This window comes from Acinetobacter proteolyticus, from assembly GCF_000367945.1.
In the GTDB taxonomy this organism is placed as follows: domain Bacteria; phylum Pseudomonadota; class Gammaproteobacteria; order Pseudomonadales; family Moraxellaceae; genus Acinetobacter; species Acinetobacter proteolyticus.
The window spans coordinates 608,605-631,787 of the sequence record NZ_KB849179.1; the positions used below are offsets into that span (position 1 = coordinate 608,605).

Sequence of the window (23,183 nt, forward strand, 5' to 3'; positions counted from 1 at the left end):
TTGACGCATTCTGAGCTGCGTAATGTCAGTGAGTATGATGCCAAAGGCATTTCAATTGGTGCTGGTTTTAATGCTGGGAAAAATGATGCTCAGGGACAAAAGCAACCGGATACGGTACTGTCGAAGCCGAATAAGATTGATGGGCATGCTTCCAGCCAAGTGGGTGTAAGCAAGTCGATAGGGTTTGGTCTGGACAGTGATAAAGACAGTAGTGTGACCAAGAGTGGAGTGAATACGAAAAATATCACATCACCAATGAAGCAGGTCAGCAACAACTGACAGGAAAAACTGCGGAGCAGCTTAAATCTGAAATTTTAACTGATGTTACGACGGATACAGCGCGTGAAAACAGTGGTGCGCTGAACAATGTGTTTGATAAGGACAAGGTTCAGAAAGAAATTAATCTACAGATGGATGTGACCAAGAAGTTTGATGCCAATCGCCAAGAAGCCAAGGCTGAAATCAATAAGCAGATTGATGAGTTAAAAGCAGCAGGGAAAGATGCCAGCCAGTGGCAAAAAGCGGGTGTGTTATTAGACATGGTGTCGGCAGGTTTGTCTGCACCAACAGCAAGTGGTGCTGGAATTGCAGTATCAACGCTCAGTCCAAAAATCAGTTATGAGATTGGTCAGTACTTTAAAGGTAAAGATGCCGAAGGTAGCGCAGCGCATATCTTGGCCCATACGATTTTAGGTGCAGCGGTTGCCGCGACAGGTAGTAATAATGCCTTGAGTGCGGGTATTGCAGCAGGTGGTGCTGAGGCGGCGGCGCCGTTACTTGCTGAGTATTTGTATGGTAAGAAAGCTAAAGATTTGACGTCAAGCCAGAAAAATTACTCTAGCTCAAGCTGATAGTCATCTTTGGTGACTTTGATTTTAATCTTTTTATACTTTCTTTTATTCGGGTTTAAAGCGGAGTCAGTGACTTCGGTGGCAAAACTCGAATTTCCCATCAAGTCATAATAGGCTTTATAACCAATCAAAATTTTTTGCGGTCTACCACTATGCTCATGACTATAGCTTTCAATGAGTTGAGTTAACTGTTCTAAAATCGAAGTTTGCGTCATGTCTATCTCATTCGCCTGCGTAGCTCATAGGCTTAAGCTAATCGAACTTTGTTAAGGAAATAAGACAGGCAGTCTACTCACAATACATTTATTCCTATCAGCTTGAGACCATAGTCTGATTTAGAGATATCGCCAATTATTCTTTAATAGCGACCTTTAATTGGCAGAGCCAAATAGTAATAAAATTACATATAACATAATTGAATTATGTATTGCATAAATTTGGACTTTCTTGTAGCATGAATTTATAGCTGAGAGCCAAGATCAAGAATCATGATTTCTTCATTTGGCTGACTTATGGACGGAAAGGGCTTTAACACGGATGCTTTTACATACTTATAAAAACACCTGTCGCCTTTTCTGATAACGCATGTATAGGTTGATGCTTTTAGATAGCGATTAAGCAATTGAAGAATAAGACCTATACAGAGCATTAAACGGATGAATTTATCTAAATAAGGGAAACTAGATGGACATTTTAGATAACCCATTAGAACTATGTGGTTTTGCTTTTATTGAATTTGTTTCGACGGAAAACGGATTAGATCAGATCTTTGAGACCATCGGTTTTTCTAAAGTCGCAAAGCATAAGTCTAAAAAAGTTTATTTATGGCGTCAGGGTAATATCAACATTATCTTGAACTACCAGCCTGAATCTTATGCTTCATTCTTCTTTAAAGAACATGGTCCTTCAGCCTGTGCAATGGGTTTCAGAACTCGTGATGCAGCCAAAGCATTTAGCAAAGCCGTGGAGCTTGGTGCAGAGCCAATCTATTCACAAGCTGGGCCAATGGAACTCAATATCCCTGCGATTAAAGGAATTGGTGGCATGCCAATTTTCCTTGTGGATCGTGATATCTATGAAAATGACTTTGTTTTCTTTGATGATGCGGACAGAAATCCCAAAGGTGCAGGCCTGAACGAAATCGACCATTTAACCCATAACGTCTATAAAGGACGTATGGAGTATTGGGCCAACTTCTACGAAAAAATCTTTAACTTCCAAGAAATCCGCTACTTTGACATCAAAGGCGAATATACAGGTTTAACCTCTAAAGCCTTGACTGCACCAGATGGGATGATTCGTATTCCATTGAATGAAGATTCAGACAAGGGTAACGGTCAAATTGCAGAGTTCTTGGCAGATTTCAATGGTGAAGGCATTCAGCATATCGCGTTTATTACCGATGACTTGATTTCTACATGGGACAAGTTAAAGGGGATCGGCATGCAGTTTATGACCGCACCACCTGAAACCTACTATGAAATGTTGAAAGAGCGTTTACCTAATCATGGTGAGCCAACGGAAGAACTGCAAAAACGCGGTATCTTGTTAGATGGCAATACCAAAGATGGTCAGAAAAAACTGTTGTTGCAGATTTTCTCGCAGAACATGCTTGGACCTGTGTTCTTTGAATTTATCCAACGTAAAGATGATGATGGTTTTGGTGAAGGCAACTTCAAGGCATTGTTTGAATCCATCGAACGTGACCAGATCCGCCGTGGTGTACTAGAAGCAAAATAATTCAGCTCAACGCTTGAAACAAAAAAGCCAAGAAGTTTGCTTCTTGGCTTTTTTATATGGATGAATTATTAACGGGTTTGAATATATTGATTGATTGCTGCAACTTCACGTTTAAACAGTTCTAAGTTCTCGCTGCCCTCATGAACTGAGAAAAACATTTCACTGTCCAACGCGACAATACAAAACTCCATTGAATGATGCGCATTAAAGATCGGTAGACCCACTGCATTAATCCCGACCAAAAGATCACCTTGAGCAATCGACATACCATGTTGCAGAACATTTTCTTTTAATACTAAGAACTCATCCCAATCGGTCGGTTTAATCGGGTAATGGTTATGAGCCGCTTTTTCCCATTCCGCTTGCATGAGTGGCTTAATCACGGCTTCAGGCATATAAGAGGCAAACACACGACCCGCTGCGGAATTGACCAATGGCATGATTGAACCAACCTTGGTCACAATCGAAATCGGGTGATTGGATTCAATTGATTGAACCACTAAAGGTCCTTTAGGTGACCATTTACTGATTTGAATACCACAGCCAATCTTGTTTTGTAATTCATAAATCAGGTGCTGAACCAGCTGTAATACATCGGTATGCTGGATACAGTTCAAGCCTAAACGCCATGCTTGATCACCTAAGGCATACTGACCATCGGTAAGCTGCTTGGCGTAATTCATGCGAATCAGACTGACCAGATAACGGTGTACCTTGGCAGGGTGCATATCCAGTTTGCTGGATAGATCTTTTAATATAATGGGCTTGTTATGTTCTAAAAGGGCATTCAGTACAGCTAAGCCGACCTCAAGTGATTGAACCCCACCAGATAACTTTTCTTCAATCATTCAATAACCCTTAAGCTGCGTGCTTTCACGCCGTGTTTGTTGCTGTCAATCATGGACAATTTACATCCAGCACATAATGCCTGAGCAGTTGGCAAAATAGAAATCATCTTTTTAAATGAATCAAATCGGTGAATTGCATAAGCATACAATTGTTTTTAGAGAGATTGCACGCTATTTTGCTGAGCCTACTATGCCTTAAAAACATACAAAATGCTTTAAATTTAGACCATAAAAAAAGGCATTAGCATTTTACAACGCTAATGCCAATTTCATGGAACTGGATTTATGCACCAAGTTCATCTTCGTGTAAGAAATGAGTATGATGCGGTGCACGTTTGGTGCGACTCCACTCATCCAGCATTTCTAATTTCATTTCTTCGGTAATTCGTGCAATCTTGGCATCGGCATGGACATCATTATAGGTCAGTTCCAGACGATGACCATTTGGATCGAAGAAGTAAATCGAATGGAAGATACCATGGTTGGTCACACCTAATACCTTCACGTCATTGGCTTCAAGATGTGCTTTTGCTGCCATCAGCGCATCTAAATCTTCTACTTCAAAGGCAATATGTTGTACCCATTGTGGTGTGTTTTCATCACGGCCCATATCTGGTTGCGTCGGCAGTTCAAAAAATGCCAATACATTGCCTTGGCCCGCATCTAAAAACAAATGCATGTACGGATCAAAGGCTTTGGTGGATGGCACATGGTCTTCTGCAAAGGCTAGAATGAAATCCATATGCAGCATTTTTTTGTACCATTCGACGGTTTCTTTCGCATCTTTACAGCGATAAGCTACATGGTGAATTTTTTTAATTGCAAAGCTCATGATAAAACTCCTTTTATCTCTATTCCCAATCTGGTTGTTGTTCTGGGGTCGCATTTAAGAATGCGGGAAGGGTTAAGCAATGTTGGTAGATCGACTCAATCTTGGGAAAAGCACTTAAATCAATTTTAAAGCGCTTGGCGTTGTAGACTTGAGGAATCAAACAGCAGTCGGCAAAAGTTGGCTGTGAGCCAAAACAGAACTGCCCATTGGAATGCTGTAATTGCATTTCTAAGCTGTGAAAGCCTTCTAAAATCCAATGTCGGTACCACAACGTTTTTTGTTCGTTGCTGATCGCAAGATCGTTTTGCAGGTACTTCAACACTCTCAGGTTATTGATTGGATGAATGTCACAGGCAATGCTTTGTGCGAAGGCACGGACTTTGGCACGTTCAACCAGATCTTTGGGTAATAGCGCTTTGGCTGGATAACGTTCTTCCAGATATTCCAAAATACTAAGCGACTGAGTAAAGGTCTGATCTTGGTCAAGCAACGTTGGCACCAACTGACTCGGATTGAGGGCACGATAACTTGCTAGTTGCTGCTCATTTTTAACGAGATGCACTGCTTCAGTTTCATAGGGCAATGCTTTCAGGTTAAGTGCAATACGTACCCGATAAGCCGCGGAGCTACGAAAGTAACTATACAGTTTCATAGCGTTCGTCCTTTTGTTCATTAAAACGAAAGTGACGTGCTGGTAAAATGGTATTGGCAACTTCACCAAAGCCCACGCGAATTCCATCTTTTTCACAGTAGCCTTTCATCACGACACGGTCACCATCTTCCAAGAAGCCACGCTTTTCGCCGTTGGAAAGGTTGAGCGGTTTGGTGGTATTCCAAGTCAGTTCCAGTAAGCTGCCATAAGAATCTTCAGTTGGGCCTGAAATTGTGCCTGAACCCATTAAATCGCCGACTTGTACATTACAGCCTGCAATGGTGTGGTGAGTCAGTTGCTGTGACATTGACCAATACATATATTTAAAGTTGGTTTGGCAAATCACATCGGCTTGTTCTGATTGAGGTGTTTGCACTTCAACACTAAGGTGAATGTCATAGCTGTTTGCAGTGTTTTCTTGTAGATAGCCCAATGGTTTTGGCTGTTGCTCTGGACCTTTGACTTTAAATGGCTCAAGCGCTTCCATGGTCACCACCCACGGTGAAATGGCACTGGCAAAAGTTTTGGCATTGAAAGGGCCTAAAGGGACATATTCCCATTGTTGGATATCACGTGCTGACCAATCATTCAGCAACACCATGCCAAAGATATGTTCCCATGCATTTTCAATGGCAATCGGCTCACCCAATTCAGTTGCTTTACCCACGACAAAAGCGGTTTCTAATTCAAAGTCGAGTTTACGGGTTGCCGAGAATACAGGGCGTTCTTCATTAGGTAATTTGATTTGGCCTGAAGGGCGCACAATGTCTTTACCGCTGACAATCACAGAACTGGCACGACCGTTATAGCCGACAGGCAATTCGCTCCAGTTCGGCAATAGCGCATTTTTAGGGTCTCTAAACATGGTACCAACATTGGTGGCATGTTCTTTCGATGAATAGAAGTCGGTATAGCCAGGAACATGAATCGGTAAATGTAAGACCACATCTTCTTGTTTAAACAACACTTGCTGACGTAAATCGGCATCATCACGTAAGGTCGGATTTTCCGCAGACAATAAGCTTTGCACAGTGCTGCGAACCGTATGCCAATTCTGTTTGCCTGTTTCGATGAATTTATTCAGTGTCGGCTGATTAAAGCAGTTTGCTGTTGTGAGCTGTAATAAGCCTTTTTGCTCTAATGCCGCGAGGTCAAGCACCCATTCACCAATTGCAACGCCAACGCGTTTGTCAGCTTGTGCGGTCTCGCTAAAAATACCGTATGGCAAATTATGTATTGTGAAATCTGATTGGGCATCAATCTCAAGAAAAGAAGTTAAATGATGTGCCATGATTCGCTTTCCTTGTCTTTAATTCTGTTGGTCTAATCTGGTTTTTTAGGGAGTGTTTTGATTAAGTGGTTGAAAGATAGATTGATATTTAAGTATTTATCTACCAATTCTAGTTTACTTAGAGCAAAAATCCCTGCGTCTTCATTTCTATCATACTGAAAATAATTAATTACGCAATACATAATTTAATTACATTATTCATAATATTTGTTATTTATTGAATTTTCTGTTTATATGCGCGGTTATTCGAAAAATGAATTAATTATTTTTCGGATTAGATATAGGCATTTGTGATTAACTTATGATATACGTAATTTTAGACAGAAAAATTACGCGACACGGATGAGAATAATCATATGTCAAAACAGGAGCAAGGAAACCTGAACCCAGGTTTAAGCAATCGGCATATCCAGCTTATTGCGCTAGGTGGTGCGATTGGCACAGGTTTGTTTCTAGGTATCTCACAATCGATTAAGCTGGCTGGCCCATCGGTCATTCTGGGTTATGCGATTGCAGGGCTTATTGCATTTTTAATGATGCGACAGCTAGGTGAAATGGTGGTACAAGAGCCAGTCAGTGGTTCATTCAGCCATTTTGCGTACAAATACTGGGGTTCTTTCGCAGGCTTTATGTCTGGCTGGAACTACTGGGTACTCAATGTGCTGGTCTGTATGGCAGAGTTGAGTGCGATTGGCTTATATATTCAATATTGGTGGCCTGAAATCCCGACATGGGTTTCGGCATTGGCCTTTTTTATCTTAATTAACGGTATCAACCTTTTGCATGTCAAATTTTTTGGTGAAATGGAGTTTTGGTTCTCCATCATCAAAATTTTAGCAATCTTGGCCATGATTGGTTTTGGTTCGTATTTACTTGCAACAGGAACAGCAGGGCCACAAGCGGGTATCAGTAATCTTTGGGCATTGGGTGGATTCTTTCCATTTGGTGTAGAAGGTTTGGTCATGGCAATGGCTGTGATCATCTTTGCTTTTGGTGGCATTGAGTTATTTGGTATTACTGCGGCAGAAGCACGTGATCCTGATAAAACCTTGCCGAAAGCAGTGAATCAAATTATCTACCGTATTTTGATTTTCTATATTGCAACACTTTTCATTTTATTCGCGCTGTTCCCTTGGAATCAAATGGCACAAGGTGGTAGTCCATTCGTAATGGTCTTTGCATCATTAGATAGCCAAGGCGTTGCAACCATGTTGAACTTTGTGATCTTGACTGCGGCTGTATCTGTTTATAACGGAACCAGCTATTGCAGTAGCCGTATGTTATTGGGCTTGGCCCAACAAGGTAATGCACCTAAGTTTCTTCAGAAAATCAACAAACGTGGTATTCCAACCAATGCTGTTTATGTATCTGCATTCGTCACGGTACTGTGTGTATTGTTGAACTATGCATTTCCTGAAAAGGCATTTGGTTTGTTGATGATGCTGGTGGTTGCTGCGATTGTGATTAACTGGGTGGTGATTTCATGGACGCATTTAAAGTTCCGTAAAGCCATGCAAGCACAGGGTGTCACTACCAAGTTTCCAAGTATTGCTTATCCATTCAGTAATTATCTTTGCATGATCTTTATGTTGGGTATTCTCGTGGTGATGTCATTGACTGCGGATATGCGTATCGCCGTCATGATGATTCCTGCATGGATTCTGTGTTTGATGCTAGCGTATTATGTAAAGCAACGTAAGTTGAGAAATGCTCAGCCGAGTGTGGCGTTGAATACGGATGCGTAAGTTGTAAATTGATCGTTAAAAAGGGCTGAATTTTCAGCCCTTTTTGTTTTTATGTTGGGAAAATTATATTGAATGAGAAATTATATTGAGGTGTTCTCTTCAGTTGGTATTATTACTGCCATCGTAAGTCGCCATAATTAAGATCTCAAATAACTTAGTTCAGATAAAAAGTATTGCAAAGGTATTATATGATGATTCAGACTTTAAATTTAGCACCCATAGTTGGTGTTGGTGTGATGATATTAGATGATGCAGATCAAGTCTTATTAGGCCTGCGCATTAAAGTTGGTGAAGAACCTTCTTGGTGTTTTCCAGGTGGAAAAATTGAAGCTGGTGAAAGGTATGAACAATCAGCGCTAAGAGAAGTATTTGAAGAAACAGGCTTAAAGTTAGAAGAACAGAATATTAAACCATTTACGCTACTTATTGATCAGTCTTCGCGCGTTGTAAATACTACGGTGGGGCTGTCGTGTCAGTTACACAATAATAAGATGAAAGCACAAATTGTGGTCACCGAACCCGATGTTTTTGATAAATGGGCTTGGTTTAGCTTATCAGACTTACCCTCTAATTTATTTCCTGCATCGGAAGCAATGTTAAATGTTTGGAAAGAAGAAAAGCTACATGAGTCATGGGTTTCTTATCCGATAATGGCTTGATCACTGTAAACCATGATTTACTCTGGTGAATATGTGATTTAAAAGGTTTTTTAATTTAAACCTTGGAGCTAGGGCCATCGCAAAAAGCGGTTTTATGAGACGCGAAAATAAATAGTGATGATTGGATTTTATTCATATAGAAATGAACTTAGATTCTATATTCGGATTTATATTCATCAAATGAATTATTCGAGGTGGTTTAGAGGTATGATGTTTTGATACAAGCTAGTATGAATGATGAAAGCGTGTATATTTGGATGCGAGTTAAAGCTTCAAATAGAAAGATATAAGCCATTATTTCAGGCTTACCCAACGAATAAAATGAATCAATGCCATCACTGACCATCAATACCAGACTCGCAGGCTTCTACTTTTTCTACTATGCCATAGTCGGAACATTTATGCCGTATTGGAACCTGTATCTACAAGATCAGGGTTTCAATTATCAAGAGATCGGTATTCTTTCTTCAATTGCGATTATTACCCGTTTTTTTGCACCATTAATTTGGGGCTGGATTGCTGATAAATCAGGAAAGCGAATGCTTTTGGTGCGTATTGCGACATGGATGGAAGCCTGTATCTGGTTTGCTATCTTCGTAATCCCGAATAGTTTCCAATCAGTGGCTTTACTGATGTTGATTTTCAGTTTCTTCCAAAATGCCATCTTGGCGCAGTTTGAAGGAGTGACTTTATTCTGGTTAGGCGAAAAACGTGCGGAACTCTATGGCAAAGTACGTAAATGGGGATCTGTTGGTTTTATTGTGGGTGTATTTGTCATAGGGGCTTTGCTGGAAGTCATTCCGATTTCAATGTTGCCAATCTTACTTCTCTCTGTTTCATTTCTGGCTTTTCTCTGGTCATTTAGTATCAAAGAACCTGAGCATGCACCGAGCTCTCAGAAAACGCTTGAACCGCTACTACCGATTTTAAAACGGCCCATCGTCGCGGTATTTTTTAGTATCGAATTTATTTTGCTGTTTTCATTGGCGCCATTTTATAGCTTTTATAGTAACTATTTAAAAGAAATTGGCTTTAGCACCACACAAATCGGCAGTTTATGGGCGATGGGGGTGATTGCTGAAATCGTCATGTTTGCTGTGGCACAAAAGCTGTTCTTTACCCGCTTTTCTTGGCGAACATTGGTGGTGATTTGCCTTGTTTTAACCAGTTTACGTTGGTTCTTGGTTGGCATCTTGGGAAGCAACTATATTGGGCAGCTGTTAGCGCAATGTTTACATGCCTTTAGTTTTGGTCTATTCCATCTGATTGCCATGAAAGTGATTTTCCAGAACTTTACACCAGAGCAACAAGGCCGAGGACAGGCGTTGTATAGCACCATGTGGGGCTTAGGGGTGGCATCTGGAAGTTTATTGGCAGGGCATTACTGGCAAATATTTTCAGGTGCGACCATTTTCTACTGTGCCAGTGTGGTGGTTTTGTTTGGTTTATTGCTGGTGCTATGGCTGCCAAATCAAGTGGAAACAGCAGCCAAAACTTAGACTAGATTTGGATATTCTTATATTGTGGCAGCCACGGTTGTGCTTGTTCTAATTGAGCAGCAAGTTGCAACAAGCGGTCTTCACGTCCAAAAGGTGCAATAAACTGGCTACCCAGTGGCATACCGTGTTTATTCCAGAACAAAGGGACTGACATGGCAGGTAGGCCTGTTACATTGGCGAGCTGGGTAAAAGGTACCCAACTTAAATTGTCCTGCACCATTTTCTCAACCAGTTTGCCTTGAGCCAGATAATGTGCTTTACCCATTTTTAACAAGCCTTTTAAAATAGGTTTCTGCCAAGTTGGGGTGGCAACTTCACCATTTTTTGGGGCGACTGAAGCGGTGGTTGGGGTGAGGTAGAAGTCATATTTTTCAAAGAAAATATTCATCTGGGTGCTGTATAGTCCCCAATTATTGAGGGTATGAATATATTCTGTCGCTGTGGTCTTTGCTCCAAAAGCGGCCAAAGCAATCGAGTCTAGTTCAAAATCGCGATCGGTAGCACCTGCCATTTGCTTGATTTGCGCTTGCATATAAGAGAACTGGCAGAACCATGTGGTAACGAAATCTTTTGCTAGTTCCAAACCGTCAATTTGTGGGCGATCTTCAACCACAATATGACCCAATGACTCTAATAGCTTCGCAGTTTGTTGCACGGCTTGGATTGCGTCTTTAGAAAGCTTGGTGCCAATTGGTGATTGGGTACTGAACGCAATGCGGAGCTTCTTTGGTGCTTGCTGAATTACATCTAAATATTTTTGTTCAGGGGCTTCAATTCGAAATAATGAGGTTTGTTCTGGACCTTGTACTGCATCCAGCATGGCTGCACTATCTCGCACGGTTTTGCTGAGTATATGTTGCATAGCCGCGCCATGCATGGCTTCACTAAATTTTGGTCCCCAAGGCGTACGTCCACGACTGGGTTTGAGTCCAAATAAACCACAATATGAAGCAGGGATACGAATTGATCCACCGCCATCACCCGCACCCGCAATAGGGACTAAGCCGCCTGCAACAGCCGAAGCAGAACCGCCTGAAGATCCACCGCTGTTATGTTTTAAATTCCAAGGATTATGGCATGCTCCCCAAGCATCAGGCTCAGTAATCCCTTTAATACCAAATTCAGGCGTGTTGGTTCGTCCAAAAGTGACAATACCAGTTTGTTCCCAGCGATTGACAATTTCTGCATTAAAGTCTGGCGTGTAACTGATTTTTTTTAATGCTTGACTGCCATAAGAGGTGGGCACACCTTGGTATTCTTGGAATAGGTCTTTGACGAGAAAAGGTACGCCTGCAAATGCACCAGTAAGGTTTTGTTGCGCACGTTGTTTGGCTTGTTCGTACATTGGGATAATGATGGCATTCAGTTTCGGATTGACTTGATTGCTTCTTTGCAATGCAATTTCAAGCAGCTCTGACGGGTGAACTTCTTTGTTTTTGACCAGTTGAGCTAGTCCGAGACCGTCGTATTGTACGTATTCAGAAAATTTCATGGCTTTTATCCCTAAAGCTAAATCTTTATAAAGTAAATAATTAAGCACAAATTGGAAAATAGCATACCTAAAAAAAGCCAAAACATGCAATTCAATGATATGGTAAAAATATTGTGTTTATATGGTTATGAATGCATGTTTTTATCAAAAAATATGCTAATTTAAGCCTATGCACCGTTAAGATGACGACTTAATTAAATCTATGAAAAATATTTATATTATTGGATTATTATGGGCTTGCTCAACATGGACTATGGCAGAGACGGTCGTAAATGACAAAGCAACAGTAACCCCACAGCAGATCACGAAAGCAAACGCAATTCGTGTTACTACTCGTCCAGAAATCATGGGCTTGTGGGGAATGGAAATTCCGAACAATAAAAAATGTGTCGAGTACTATAATTTCCGTGGTACCAGTGATGTCGTGGTTAAAAGCGGTCAAGAATGGTCTTATGGCTTATATGATTATCAACCTTCAGAAGATCATAAAGAGCGTTTACCTGCACTGATTTTACAAATCAAATATGACAATAATGAAATGGACTGTTCAGGTCAAAAGCAAGATCAAACAGGTGAGGTTTCTCAATATTTCGTGAAGTGGGCCAATGATTCGACCATTGATTTTTGTGCCAGTGAAAAAGGTGATAAATGCTTTGCCACGCTACGCCGTGTTTTACCCTAAATCGATTGAGTTATAAAAAAAGCCTCTTATTGAAGAGGCTTTTTTATTTAGGCTTTTTCAGCTTGTTGTTCTAGCTGCTTTAGCAAATGTTTTTCAAGATAATGAATATCCATTGCCTGTTCACAGAAGTTTTTATCTTTCAAGATCAGATCTTTATGCAATGGAATATTGGTCTTGATACCAGTTAGAATCATTTCATCTAAAGCTTGGCGCATGCGAGCCAAAGAGGTTTCACGATCTTTACCATGGGCAATTAATTTTGCAATCATTGAATCATAGTAAGGTGGAATGCTATAGCCTTGATAAATGTGCGAGTCCAAACGGATTCCCGCGCCACCTGGTGCATAGAAATTTTCAATTTTCCCAGGAGATGGCAAGAAGGTAGTTGGATCTTCAGCATTGATACGGCATTCAATCGCATGACCTTTTACTTCGATTTGGTCTTGTTCAAGCTCTAAGCCTAAACCGGCCGCAATACGAAGTTGCTGCTCAATAATATCTACACCAGTCACCATTTCAGTGACAGGGTGTTCTACTTGAACACGGGTATTCATCTCGATAAAGAAGAATTCACCATCTTCAAATAAAAACTCGAATGTTCCCGCACCACGATACTGCATTAACTTACAGGCATTCACACACGCTTCTAAAATATCAGCACGTGCTTGTTCTGGTAAGTTTGGAGCAGGTGCTTCTTCCAACACTTTTTGGTGGCGACGTTGTAAAGAACAGTCGCGATCATAGAGGTGAATCGCATGGCCATTACCATCCCCGAGAACCTGTACTTCGACATGGCGTGGTTTCTGTAAGAAACGTTCCATATACACTGTATCATCACCAAACCACATTTCCGCATCACGTTGTGCCGCTTGAACAGATTCAAGCAGGGTATCGACACGCTCTACGATACGCATACCACGACCACCACCACCAGAAGCCGCTTTGACGATCAATGGGAAGCCGATTTCTTTGGCTTCAGCAAGCGCATTGTGAATGGTTACCGCATGGTCACAACCTGGTACGGTTGGTACGCCTGACTTTTTCATCGCGATAATCGCAGAAACTTTATTCCCCATCAGGCGAATATGTTCAGGACGTGGCCCAATGAAGATAAAGCCTGAGCTTTCTACAATTTCAGCGAATTCAGCATTTTCAGATAAAAAGCCATAACCTGGATGAATGGCATCCGCACCTGTAATTTCCGCAGCAGTAATAATTGCAGGAATATTTAAATAGCTTTCACTACTTGCACCCGGTCCGATACATACTGCTTCATCAACGAAGCGTAAGTGCATTAAATCTTTATCGGCATCTGAATAGATACCTACTGTTTTAATGCCAAGAGTTTTACAAGCCCGAGTAATTCGTAAAGCGATTTCACCACGGTTTGCAATTAATACTTTTTGCAACATAGGAATCCCCAGACTAATTATGCACGGTAGCGGAAAAGTGGTTGACCGAATTGGATCACTTCACCATTTTTCACTAAAATTTCTTCAATGACACCGCTCTTAGTCGCTTCAATCGGGTTCATGATTTTCATCGCTTCAATGATCCCCAATGTTTCACCCGCAGAAACTGTTTGACCTACATTTACAAATGGCGCTTCGCCTGGACTCGGTGCTGCATAGAACACACCAACCATTGGAGAAGTTTCAACAGCACCACGAGGGGTTTTTACTGCTGGCGCTGGAGCAGAAGCTGTTGGCGCTGCTGCAACTGGCGCTGCTGCATAAACAGGGGTAGGACGAGTTAATGAGATGGATTGGTCACCTTCCTTAACTTCAATCGCTTGTAAGTCAGATTCAATCATCAAATCGATGAGTTTCTTGATTTTACGGATATCCATGAGTGAGCATTCCTAATGTGTTTAAAATTAGTTAGAAGATTGAATTTTTTCGATAGCGTAATCGAGAGCAAAGGAATAACCCTTTGCACCTAAGCCACAAATTACGCCAATGGCTTTATCTGATAAATATGAGTGATGACGGAATGATTCACGGGCGTGAACATTTGACAAATGAACCTCAATAAATGGGATGGCAACACCAAGTAGGGCGTCACGTAAAGCAACTGATGTGTGGGTCAAGGCAGCAGGATTGATGATGATAAATTTCACACCTTCGGTTTGTGCTTGATGAATGCGATCGACAATCGCACCTTCCCAGTTACTTTGAAAAGAATCTAGAGTAAGTGATGCATGTTGAGCTTGAGCAGTGAGTTGCTGGTTAATATCATCTAAAGTGAGATAACCATAAACCTCTGGTTCGCGCTTTCCTAGCAAGTTCAAATTCGGTCCGTGAATCACCAAAATGGTTGAGCTCATTCAGCCTGCTCCAATTCTAAATCTGCAAAAGTTTTTTGCAAGATGTCTGCAAAGTTTGCTTATTATGGCACAAAATTCTGCAATTTTTTTATAATTTGTTTTAATCGATGAAGAAATTTGCATACCAAGCATGGTGCATATAATGAAAACTTTGCAAGGAATTGGCAATGTTAAAATATGACAAAATTTAGCGTAATTTAATTTTTAAACATTTTAAACTGAATTGCCCCATTTCGTTCATGGCAATTGTGTAACTCAGCAGTCAAATGATTTAAATTTATATCTAACGATCTAATTTAAATACCAGCAAAAAGACATTTTGATATACAATTAAATGAGAAAGGAGTGCGTGATTTTTTGATTTTAACATATTGTTTTTAAATATTTTAATTCTTTTTTATGCAGATATTTCATACAAAGTTGAAAAAAACTGCAGATCCACTTTTAGATACTATTTACTACGCACAAAGCAAGAGAAGTACAGCACTGAATCCTATTGACTCCAATGATTATGAATTGAACATTTATATCGCTTATCCAGTTGGCAGAAATGATAAAATTTCACTTTGGAGATGGCAGTTAATGACATAAAAATGTCCGAAAAAGATATCCATGCTTTGAATAAGATAACATTACTTAAGAGCTTGCTTTTGATTGGGGCAATCTCTTATGGGTCTTTCAAAGCTGTCTTGGTACATCAAGACAGCTTTTTTTATTTTTGTTTCTATGACTGGGTCGAAGCTGCTTGATAGGTCTGAGTGAGTAAACAGCGTTGTGCCTGATCCGAATAAGACGTTTTATCTAATGCGAAACTATTCCATTTATGCATTTGCTGAAATAGCCATTCAAAATCTTTTACTTTCGGTTCAGCACTGTCTTGCACAAAATTCCGAATGATATTTTGGATGGTAAAATATTTTTCGACATGTATTTCTGCTGAGCAATGGAATTGGATTACATCAAATTCAATCATAAGTTGCCATACAGGGGTGAAATCATCTAGTTGCCGCAACTCTTGCTGCGCTTTCATGATTGCACTGGTTAAGGCAATCAAAGAGTGCGGATGTTGTTGCGCCCATTCCTGCGTAACAGCTAAGACTTTGTCTGCAACATTGGGAATAATCTGTTGGCTCGAACAGACGATGTGGCTTAAGCCCTGTAACTCGGCTTGAGTATTCCAAGGTTCTCCGACACAAAACCCATCTATTAAATGGTTACTGATCGCCTCGACCATATAAGGAGGTGGCAGGGTTTTCATTTGAATGGATTGCGCCAGTTTAGGATCAGCCAAGGCCAACCATTCTCTGAGACAATAGTGATGAATCGAGTGTTGGAATACATGTGCCAAAGAGACGTTTTGATCTTGGCGGATATAATCCGTCAGTTTCTGTGCGGAGCTCTCTGCGTTGTCTTGTTTCTGAATATTTAGCGCATAACAGAGCTTTTGGCTTAAGCTGATAAAGGCTCGATTTTCACTCAATACGATAGGGGTTTGCAGGGGAATCCCAATTTGATCGGTTCCGACTGCTGCTGCTGGCAGCATGGCAGACAGGCAATGAGCGGCATCGAGTAAGCCAAAAGCTAAACGATCACGTAAGCTGGCCCAAGATGCTTCCTTGACTAAATTGACATTTAAACCAACTTCTTCAAAAAAACCACGCTGTTTGGCCCAGAGTAATGCGACACAATCAAGTAAGGGAATATAGCCCAGTTGTAATTCGGTTTTTTCTACTTTTGCTAATTCGACTAAATGGCTCATCTATTCATCCTTTAGTTGATTATTTAAAAGTTGTTGGGCATCCAGTAAACGCCGTGCCATTTCTCCAATGGTCATGCGGTGGCTCATGGCATTTTTTCTAAGTAATTGAAATGCAGTATCCTCACTTAAGCCATGCAGTTGCATTAGCAATACTTTGGCTTTTTCGACATCCTTACGGTCTGCCAACTTGGTTTTAGCATCTTTGAGGTCACATTCCAGCTTTTTATGCTTTTTATATTGCTCAATTGAAATGTCTAAAATGGTGTGTAAGCGACTCGGATCAATACCATCGACGATATAGGCAGTAATCCCGGCATCAATGGCTTGTTTGATGGTGTCTTTATCGGTGTTCTTGGTAAACAAGACCGTAGGTAGATCAAAGTTGCTAACACAACTTTCAATCACATCGCGATGTGGATGATCCATATCAAGCAGAATCACATCGGCTTGAAGATGTTCGAGTTTAAAAATATTGAGATGATCCAGAGTAAAACAAGCGACTACATCAAAGTCATGTTCAATCAAACAGGTTTTTATGTATTCAGCCCGAGCCTGGTCGTCATCAATAAGTGCGATCTTGAGTTTCGGCATAATATTTAGGTCAAACGGTGGGGTTGTGCACAGGTATAAAGTGCTGTGCGTATTGTTTTTGAAGCAAAATTAGTGCCAGTAAAAGTATTTTGATTTCTTATTCGGTGCAATCGCTCCATGGGGCGTATTGTTTATGCGCTTTATTGTACCGTTATGAGGGAAGAGAAGAAATGGAGAAAATGGGTTTCTGTATCTGAGAAGAAAACATGCACTCTTTAAGTGCGTAAAAAGAGTTGTTTTGAAGCAGTGCGGATTGTGCTTTAAAACAGGTCATTGCACAGAATGCATCATATAGACCCAAATTGATTATATTTTTTTATAAATTTAAAATATATAAAATCTATATAAAACAATAGTTAATTCTGTATTTTTGGGGAGGGCTCTCATACTTGGCACAGCATTTGCTGTCTATTCCTTGAGTCAAAGATGACTTGCAAAATTGTAAGACGGCCAACGATGTCCGATCTGATCGGTTTGTTGATACAGCGTGATGTGTCAACAACACAAGATACGTTCAGTATGGGAGATGGCAATGTCTTTAGATTTATCGGCGAAAAAAGCCACATCAATTAAGTTATTCAACTTTTCCGCACCAGCGATGCGGGCATTCCACATGAGTTGGCTTGCTTTCTTCGTTTGTTTCTTTGCTTGGTTTGCTTGTGCACCGTTAATGCCAGTGATTGCAGGCGAGTTCCATCTCACCAAAGATCAGATCGCCAATATTAATATTGCTGCTGTTGCAATCACGATTGTGGTTCGATTAATCGTTGGTCCTCTGTGTGATAAGTATGGCCCACGTAAAACTTATACTGCATTGTTACTGCTGGGCAGCATTCCTGTATTTGGTGTCGCTGCAGCAAATAGTTATGAATCCTTTCTATTTTTCCGCTTATTGATTGGTGCAATTGGCGCCAGCTTTGTGATCACTCAATACCATACCAGCATTATGTTTGCGCCCAATGTTGTGGGCACAGCAAATGCAGCTTCAGCGGGTTGGGGTAATGCAGGTGGCGGTGCGACACAAGCTTTGATGCCTTTACTGTTGTCTGCCTTAGTGATGTTCGGTGTAGAACAAGCCATGGGGTGGAGAATTGCATTGCTTGTACCGGGTGTGATGATGCTGATCGTGGGTGTGCTTTATTGGAAGCTGACCCAAGACTGCCCACAAGGTGATTTTAAAGAACTGCGCGCGCAAGGTGTTGTAGTTGGAAGCGATAAAAAAGGTGGCTTGGCCATCCTAATGCACGCAGCGCGTAACTATAGGGTCTGGATTCTATTCTGCTCTTATGCGGCATGTTTCGGCATTGAAATCTTCATGCACAACATCATTGCGATGTATTACGTCGAGCACTTCAACTTTGGCTTAAAAGAAGCTGGACTGGCAGCAGGGGTTTTTGGTTTGTTGGCACTATTTGCCCGTGCACTTGGCGGTATTGTTTCAGACAAAGTGGCGCTGAAGAAAGGTCTAGATGGCCGCACCAAAATCTTGTTTCTGTTGATCTTGGGTGAAGGTCTATTCCTGATGCTATTCGCGCATATGAACAGCGCGGTACTCGCAATTCTTAGTATGACCATCTTCGCACTGTTTACCCATATGGCATGTGGTGCGACTTATGCCTTGGTTCCATTTATTGATCGTGAAGCACTCGGTGGTGTGGCTGGCATTATTGGTGCAGGCGGCAATGTCGGTGCGGTGGCAGCAGGATTCTTGCTAAAAGGAATGGTCGATTTTCAAACTTGTTTAATGGTTTTAGGTGGCTTGGTGGTGATTGCTGCAAGCTCGGTGATGCTGATCCGATTCTCGGTCGAGCATAAACAAAAAGAACAACAGCTGTTTGAACAAGCCATGTTGGAACGTCGTTCAGAACAAAGCAGCGCAGCTTAATCAAAGATTCGATTTGAGGAGAAACACAATGAAATTAGTGATGATTGGTCACGGTATGGTGGGGCATAAATTCATCGAAGCCATCTTAGAGAAAGCGGATGATGAATTAGAAATTACCATTCTTGCTGAAGAGCCACGTATTGCCTATGACCGTGTCCATTTGACTGAATACTTCTCTGGCAAAACAGCCAAAGACTTATCACTGGCTCGTTTTGATTTTGCGGACGCGCACGGTATTGATTTAAGACTGAATACCAAAGCGGTAGACATTAATGCAGCTGAGCAAACGGTGACCACCAACTTTGGCGATGTGATTCATTATGACAAATTGGTCTTAGCAACAGGTTCTTATGCCTTTGTTCCACCGATTTCAGGCAATGATCGTGAAAACTGTTTTGTCTATCGTACCATTGAAGATTTAGATGCTATTCGTGCTGCAAGCTTAAATGCCAAAACTGGCGTGGTGATTGGTGGTGGCTTATTAGGTCTGGAAGCAGCCAAAGCATTGCGTGATTTAAATCTGGAAACGCATGTGGTGGAGTTTGCTCCGCGTTTGATGGCGGTACAAATTGATGATCTCGGTGGCAAGGTATTGCGCCGTAAAATTGAAAATCTTGGGGTGAAAGTCCATACCCAAAAAGCCACGCAATGTATTGAAGCGGGTGATAGCACGACGCACATCATGAAGTTTGCAGATGGCAGCGAGCTGGAAACAGACATCATTTTATTCTCAGCAGGGATTCGCCCACGTGATGAATTAGCGCGGGTGAGTGGTTTAGCGTTGGGTGAGCGTGGTGGGATTAAAATCAATGATTACTGCCAAACCTCAGATCAACATATCTATGCGATTGGTGAATGTGCGCTGTGGGATAACAAAATCTATGGTCTGGTTGCACCCGGTTATGACATGGCACGCATTGCCGCAAAACATATCCTAGCCGAAGAAACCCATTGTTTTGCTGGTGCCGATATGAGCACCAAGTTGAAATTGATGGGGGTGGATGTTGCCTCTGTCGGTGATGCGCATGCTATGACACCAAACTCACTTAGCTATTTCTATGCCGATGAAGATAGCTTAGTTTATAAAAAGATCGTGGTCGATGCAGATAAAACCAAGTTGCTTGGTGCGGTCTTGGTCGGTGATGCCAAAGAATATAATGACCTGCTACAAATGATGCTGAATGGGCTGGCGCTACCAGAAACGCCTGAAAGCTTGATCATGCCAGGATTTGCCGATTCAGGTGCGAAAGCAGGCGGCAGCGGCGTAGATTTATTGCCAGATAGCGCCACCATTTGTTCGTGTAATAACGTGTCTAAAGCGGATATTTGCCAAGCGATTTGTGACGGTTCAACCTCACTTGGTGCTTTGAAGAAATGTACCAAAGCAGCGACAGCCTGTGGTGGTTGTGCACCTTTAGTCACACAAGTGTTGAAGTCTGAGCTACAACGCCAAGGCGTAACAGTGAACAACCACGTCTGTGAACACTTTCCATACTCACGCCAAGAAATTTATCACTTGGTTCGTGTCAATGAAATCAAGACCTTCGATGATTTGATTCACCAACACGGTCATGGACTAGGTTGTGATATTTGTAAGCCAATGGCGGCCAATATTTTGGCATCGTGCTGGAATGATTTCGTACTTGAACCAAGCCATGCGGGCCTACAAGACAGTAACGATTATTATCTTGGTAACATCCAAAAAGATGGTTCTTACTCGGTTGTTCCGCGTATGGCAGGTGGTGAAGTCACACCAGATGGCTTAATTGCTGTCGGTCAAATTGCCAAAAAATATAACCTGTATACCAAAATTACCGGTGGACAACGTGTCGACTTATTTGGTGCGCAAATTCATCAACTGCCGTTTATCTGGGAGGAACTCAACGCAGCAGGTTTTGAATCTGGTCATGCTTACGGTAAATCCTTACGTACCGTGAAATCATGCGTGGGTAGCACATGGTGCCGTTATGGGGTGGATGATTCTGTGGGCTTAGCGATTGAACTTGAGAATCGCTATAAAGGCTTACGTTCACCGCATAAATTGAAAATGGCGGTGTCGGGCTGTACCCGTGAATGTGCCGAAGCCCAAGGTAAAGATGTTGGGGTGATTGCAACCGAGAAAGGCTGGAATCTGTATGTCTGTGGAAATGGTGGTATGAAACCACGCCATGCCGAGCTATTAGCATCAGATCTTGATACCGAAACCTTGATTCGTTATATCGACCGTTTCTTTATGTTCTATATCCAAACCGCAGATCGTTTACAACGTACCAGCGTATGGCGTGACAATATGGAAGGCGGTTTGGATTATCTCAAATCAGTGATTGTCGATGATTCCTTAGGATTGGCTGAAGAGCTTGAAAGCCGTATGAGCCATGTGATTGGCACTTATCAAGATGAATGGCGTACTGCGGTTGAAGACCCTGAGATTCGTAAACGTTTCCAAACTTATATCAATGCTAGTGCAGAACAGCAAGCTGACCCACATATTCAATTTACCCAAGTACGTGATCAGATTCGCCCTTTGAATGACGCTGAACGTTCAGTCGATCGTATCTCAATGGTTGAAGCATAAGGAGAACTCAAATGACCAGTTTAAAGAACATCGATATGCTGCCAGAAAATCAATGGGTCGAGGTGTGTGCGTTGGAAGATATTACACCGAATACGGGTGTGGGGGCACTAATTGAAGGTCAATCGGTTGCACTGTTCCGTGTCGGGCATGAAAAGCGAATTTATGCGCTCAGCAATAAAGATCCCTTCAGCCAAGCCAATGTGATGTGTCGCGGCATCATTGGTGATTTACAAGGTGAGCGTGTGATTGCATCGCCGATTTATAAACAACATTTCAGCTTAGCGACGGGCCGTTGTTTGGAAGATAAAGATCAAAAGCTGTTGGTTTTCCCAACCAAAATTGAAAATGGTCGTGTTTGGGTCGGGTCTGTTCCGCAAAAGACTTATATTACCAACAATGGTGCCGCTCAAGAAAAGCTGAAACTGGTGCTGATTGGCAATGGTCTAGCGGGGATGCGTTGCCTAGAAGACTTATTGGATATGGCACCAGATCGTTATGATGTCACCGTGATCGGTGAGGAGCCTTGGGGCAATTACAACCGGATTATGCTATCGCCAGTGCTTTCAGGTGAAAAAACCATTGATGACATCATGTTGCATCCACATGCGTGGTACAGCGACAAAGGGATTCAATTTATTGCCGATGACCCTGCAATTAAGATTGATCGTACCCGTAAAGTGGTACATACCGAGAAAGGTGAAAGCGTTGATTATGATCGTTTGATCATTGCCACAGGTTCATCACCGTTTATTCCACCTGTACAAGGCGTGGATTTAAAAGGCGTAATTAGCTTCCGTGATATTTATGATGTCAACACCATGATTAAATATTGCGAAACCAAAAAGAATGCGGTGGTGATTGGTGGTGGTTTGCTGGGTCTGGAAGCAGCGTATGGACTGAAACAACGTGGCATGAATGTCACGGTTCTGCACCTGATGGATCGAATTATGGAACGTCAGTTGGATGGACGTGCCAGTCGCATGTTGCACCATAGTATTGAGCAAAAGGGCATCAATATCATTACCGAGGCGAATACTGAAGCGTTGATTGGTGAAGAGGGTCATGTCAGTCAAGTCCGACTTAAAGATGGAACTGTGTTAGATGCTGATTTAGTGATTTTTGCGGTCGGGATTCGTCCGAATATTACCTTGGCCCAAAGTGCTGGGCTGCGTTGTAACCGTGGCATCTTGGTGAATGACACCATGCAAACTTTTGATCCAAGTATTTACGCGGTAGGTGAATGCATCGAACATCGTAATCAAACCTTTGGTCTAGTTGAGCCGTTATGGGGGCAAGCCTTTATCTGTGCAACGCATTTGGCTGAACATGGCAGCTTAACTTTTAAATCGCCGACCGTACCAACGCAGTTAAAAGTCAGTGGGGTTGATGTATTCTCGGCTGGAAACTTTGAACCAAAAGAAGATTATGAAGACATCATCCTCAATGATGATAAGCGTCAAATTTATAAACGCATCATTATCCAAAAGGACAAAGTGATTGGTGCGGTTCTATTTGGTGATACGGAAGATGGGATGTGGTATGCCGAGTTGATTGCAGATCAAACGCCTGTTTCTACTTTTAGAAATAAGCTGTTATTTGGTAAGGATTTTGCAATGAAAAAGGCAGGGTGAAAGCTGACCCCATTCGAGAAGAATAGGTTAAGGATGAATGGCATTGCCGCATATGTAATGTATGAGCAGATAATTGTTGTAAAGGCATTGCCTTACTTTTCAAGGATGAAAAGTAACAAAAATCC

General features: G+C 41.8%; 19 protein-coding genes and 1 pseudogene. 9 read left to right on the plus strand and 11 right to left on the minus strand.

Going from position 1 to position 23,183, the window contains the following annotated elements; genetic code table 11:
* Positions 1-845, plus strand: a pseudogene (locus F993_RS20895) (VENN motif pre-toxin domain-containing protein); the annotation flags it as partial.
* Here F993_RS20895 and F993_RS20605 read toward each other — a convergent pair.
* The gene (locus tag F993_RS20605; protein WP_004653215.1) at positions 833-1,066 is read right to left on the minus strand and encodes a hypothetical protein; all 234 of its coding nucleotides are present in this window, start codon (positions 1,064-1,066) and stop codon (positions 833-835) included. The pseudogene F993_RS20895 and the gene F993_RS20605 sit on opposite strands and share 13 nt — an antisense overlap.
* A gap of 469 nt (positions 1,067-1,535) precedes the next feature.
* On the opposite strand from F993_RS20605, the gene hppD reads away from it, so the two are divergent.
* Positions 1,536-2,591 (plus strand): 4-hydroxyphenylpyruvate dioxygenase, encoded by a 1,056-nt coding sequence (gene hppD / locus F993_RS14015; protein WP_004653216.1) that lies wholly within the window; start codon positions 1,536-1,538, stop codon positions 2,589-2,591.
* Positions 2,592-2,659: 68 nt separating this feature from the next.
* Here the strand turns inward: hppD and F993_RS14010 are convergent, their stop codons facing one another.
* The 4 genes from F993_RS14010 to fahA form a co-directional block, all read right to left on the minus strand.
* Positions 2,660-3,439, minus strand: a complete 780-nt coding sequence (locus F993_RS14010; RefSeq protein WP_004653218.1) for an IclR family transcriptional regulator — start codon at positions 3,437-3,439, stop codon at positions 2,660-2,662.
* 283 nt (positions 3,440-3,722) lie between these two features.
* Entirely contained in the window at positions 3,723-4,271 is a 549-nt protein-coding gene (locus F993_RS14005; protein WP_004653219.1) for a VOC family protein, read from the minus strand.
* A gap of 19 nt (positions 4,272-4,290) precedes the next feature.
* The gene (maiA, locus tag F993_RS14000) at positions 4,291-4,923 is read right to left on the minus strand and encodes a maleylacetoacetate isomerase (RefSeq protein WP_004653220.1); all 633 of its coding nucleotides are present in this window, start codon (positions 4,921-4,923) and stop codon (positions 4,291-4,293) included.
* Complete coding sequence (fahA, locus tag F993_RS13995) at positions 4,910-6,214, minus strand: fumarylacetoacetase (protein WP_004653221.1); 1,305 nt, start codon at positions 6,212-6,214, stop codon at positions 4,910-4,912. The genes maiA and fahA overlap by 14 nt, the downstream gene beginning before the upstream one ends.
* 356 nt (positions 6,215-6,570) lie before the next feature.
* On the opposite strand from fahA, the gene F993_RS13990 reads away from it, so the two are divergent.
* The 3 genes from F993_RS13990 (at position 6,571) to F993_RS13980 (ending at position 10,117) form a co-directional block, all read left to right on the plus strand.
* Positions 6,571-7,959 carry an amino acid permease gene (locus tag F993_RS13990; RefSeq protein WP_004653223.1) on the plus strand — a complete coding sequence of 463 codons (1,389 nt, stop codon included), beginning with the start codon at positions 6,571-6,573 and terminating at the stop codon, positions 7,957-7,959.
* 188 nt (positions 7,960-8,147) lie between these two features.
* Complete coding sequence (locus tag F993_RS13985; protein ID WP_004653224.1) at positions 8,148-8,618, plus strand: nucleotide triphosphate diphosphatase NUDT15; 471 nt, start codon at positions 8,148-8,150, stop codon at positions 8,616-8,618.
* A gap of 329 nt (positions 8,619-8,947) precedes the next feature.
* On the plus strand, positions 8,948-10,117 hold the full coding sequence (locus F993_RS13980) for an MFS transporter (RefSeq protein WP_032812422.1): 1,170 nt from the start codon (positions 8,948-8,950) through the stop codon (positions 10,115-10,117).
* Position 10,118: 1 nt separating this feature from the next.
* On the opposite strand, the gene F993_RS13975 is transcribed toward F993_RS13980, so the two are convergent.
* Positions 10,119-11,609, minus strand: coding sequence for an amidase (locus F993_RS13975; protein WP_004653226.1), 1,491 nt, complete (start codon positions 11,607-11,609; stop codon positions 10,119-10,121).
* 202 nt (positions 11,610-11,811) lie between these two features.
* Between F993_RS13975 and F993_RS13970 the strand changes: the two genes are divergently transcribed.
* Positions 11,812-12,291, plus strand: coding sequence for a hypothetical protein (locus tag F993_RS13970; protein WP_032812423.1), 480 nt, complete (start codon positions 11,812-11,814; stop codon positions 12,289-12,291).
* Between the two features lie 47 nt (positions 12,292-12,338).
* On the opposite strand, the gene accC is transcribed toward F993_RS13970, so the two are convergent.
* The 5 genes from accC to F993_RS13945 form a co-directional block, all read right to left on the minus strand.
* Complete coding sequence (accC, locus tag F993_RS13965; RefSeq protein WP_004653228.1) at positions 12,339-13,703, minus strand: acetyl-CoA carboxylase biotin carboxylase subunit; 1,365 nt, start codon at positions 13,701-13,703, stop codon at positions 12,339-12,341.
* 17 nt (positions 13,704-13,720) lie between these two features.
* The gene (gene accB, locus F993_RS13960; RefSeq protein WP_004653229.1) at positions 13,721-14,140 is read right to left on the minus strand and encodes an acetyl-CoA carboxylase biotin carboxyl carrier protein; all 420 of its coding nucleotides are present in this window, start codon (positions 14,138-14,140) and stop codon (positions 13,721-13,723) included.
* A gap of 27 nt (positions 14,141-14,167) precedes the next feature.
* Complete coding sequence (gene aroQ / locus F993_RS13955) at positions 14,168-14,617, minus strand: type II 3-dehydroquinate dehydratase (protein ID WP_004653230.1); 450 nt, start codon at positions 14,615-14,617, stop codon at positions 14,168-14,170.
* Positions 14,618-15,341: 724 nt separating this feature from the next.
* Positions 15,342-16,376, minus strand: a complete 1,035-nt coding sequence (locus tag F993_RS13950; protein WP_004653231.1) for an ABC transporter substrate-binding protein — start codon at positions 16,374-16,376, stop codon at positions 15,342-15,344.
* Complete coding sequence (locus F993_RS13945; RefSeq protein ID WP_004653232.1) at positions 16,377-16,967, minus strand: ANTAR domain-containing response regulator; 591 nt, start codon at positions 16,965-16,967, stop codon at positions 16,377-16,379.
* A gap of 532 nt (positions 16,968-17,499) precedes the next feature.
* Between F993_RS13945 and F993_RS13940 the strand changes: the two genes are divergently transcribed.
* The 3 genes from F993_RS13940 to nirD are packed head-to-tail and all read left to right on the plus strand — an operon-like array spanning position 17,500 to position 23,058.
* Positions 17,500-18,852: an MFS transporter gene (locus F993_RS13940; protein ID WP_004653233.1), complete on the plus strand. Its 1,353-nt coding sequence runs from the start codon at positions 17,500-17,502 to the stop codon at positions 18,850-18,852.
* 28 nt (positions 18,853-18,880) lie between these two features.
* Positions 18,881-21,427, plus strand: a complete 2,547-nt coding sequence (gene nirB, locus F993_RS13935; RefSeq protein WP_004653235.1) for a nitrite reductase large subunit NirB — start codon at positions 18,881-18,883, stop codon at positions 21,425-21,427.
* Positions 21,428-21,438: 11 nt separating this feature from the next.
* On the plus strand, positions 21,439-23,058 hold the full coding sequence (gene nirD, locus F993_RS13930; protein ID WP_004653236.1) for a nitrite reductase small subunit NirD: 1,620 nt from the start codon (positions 21,439-21,441) through the stop codon (positions 23,056-23,058).
* Positions 23,059-23,183: the final 125 nt, after the last annotated feature.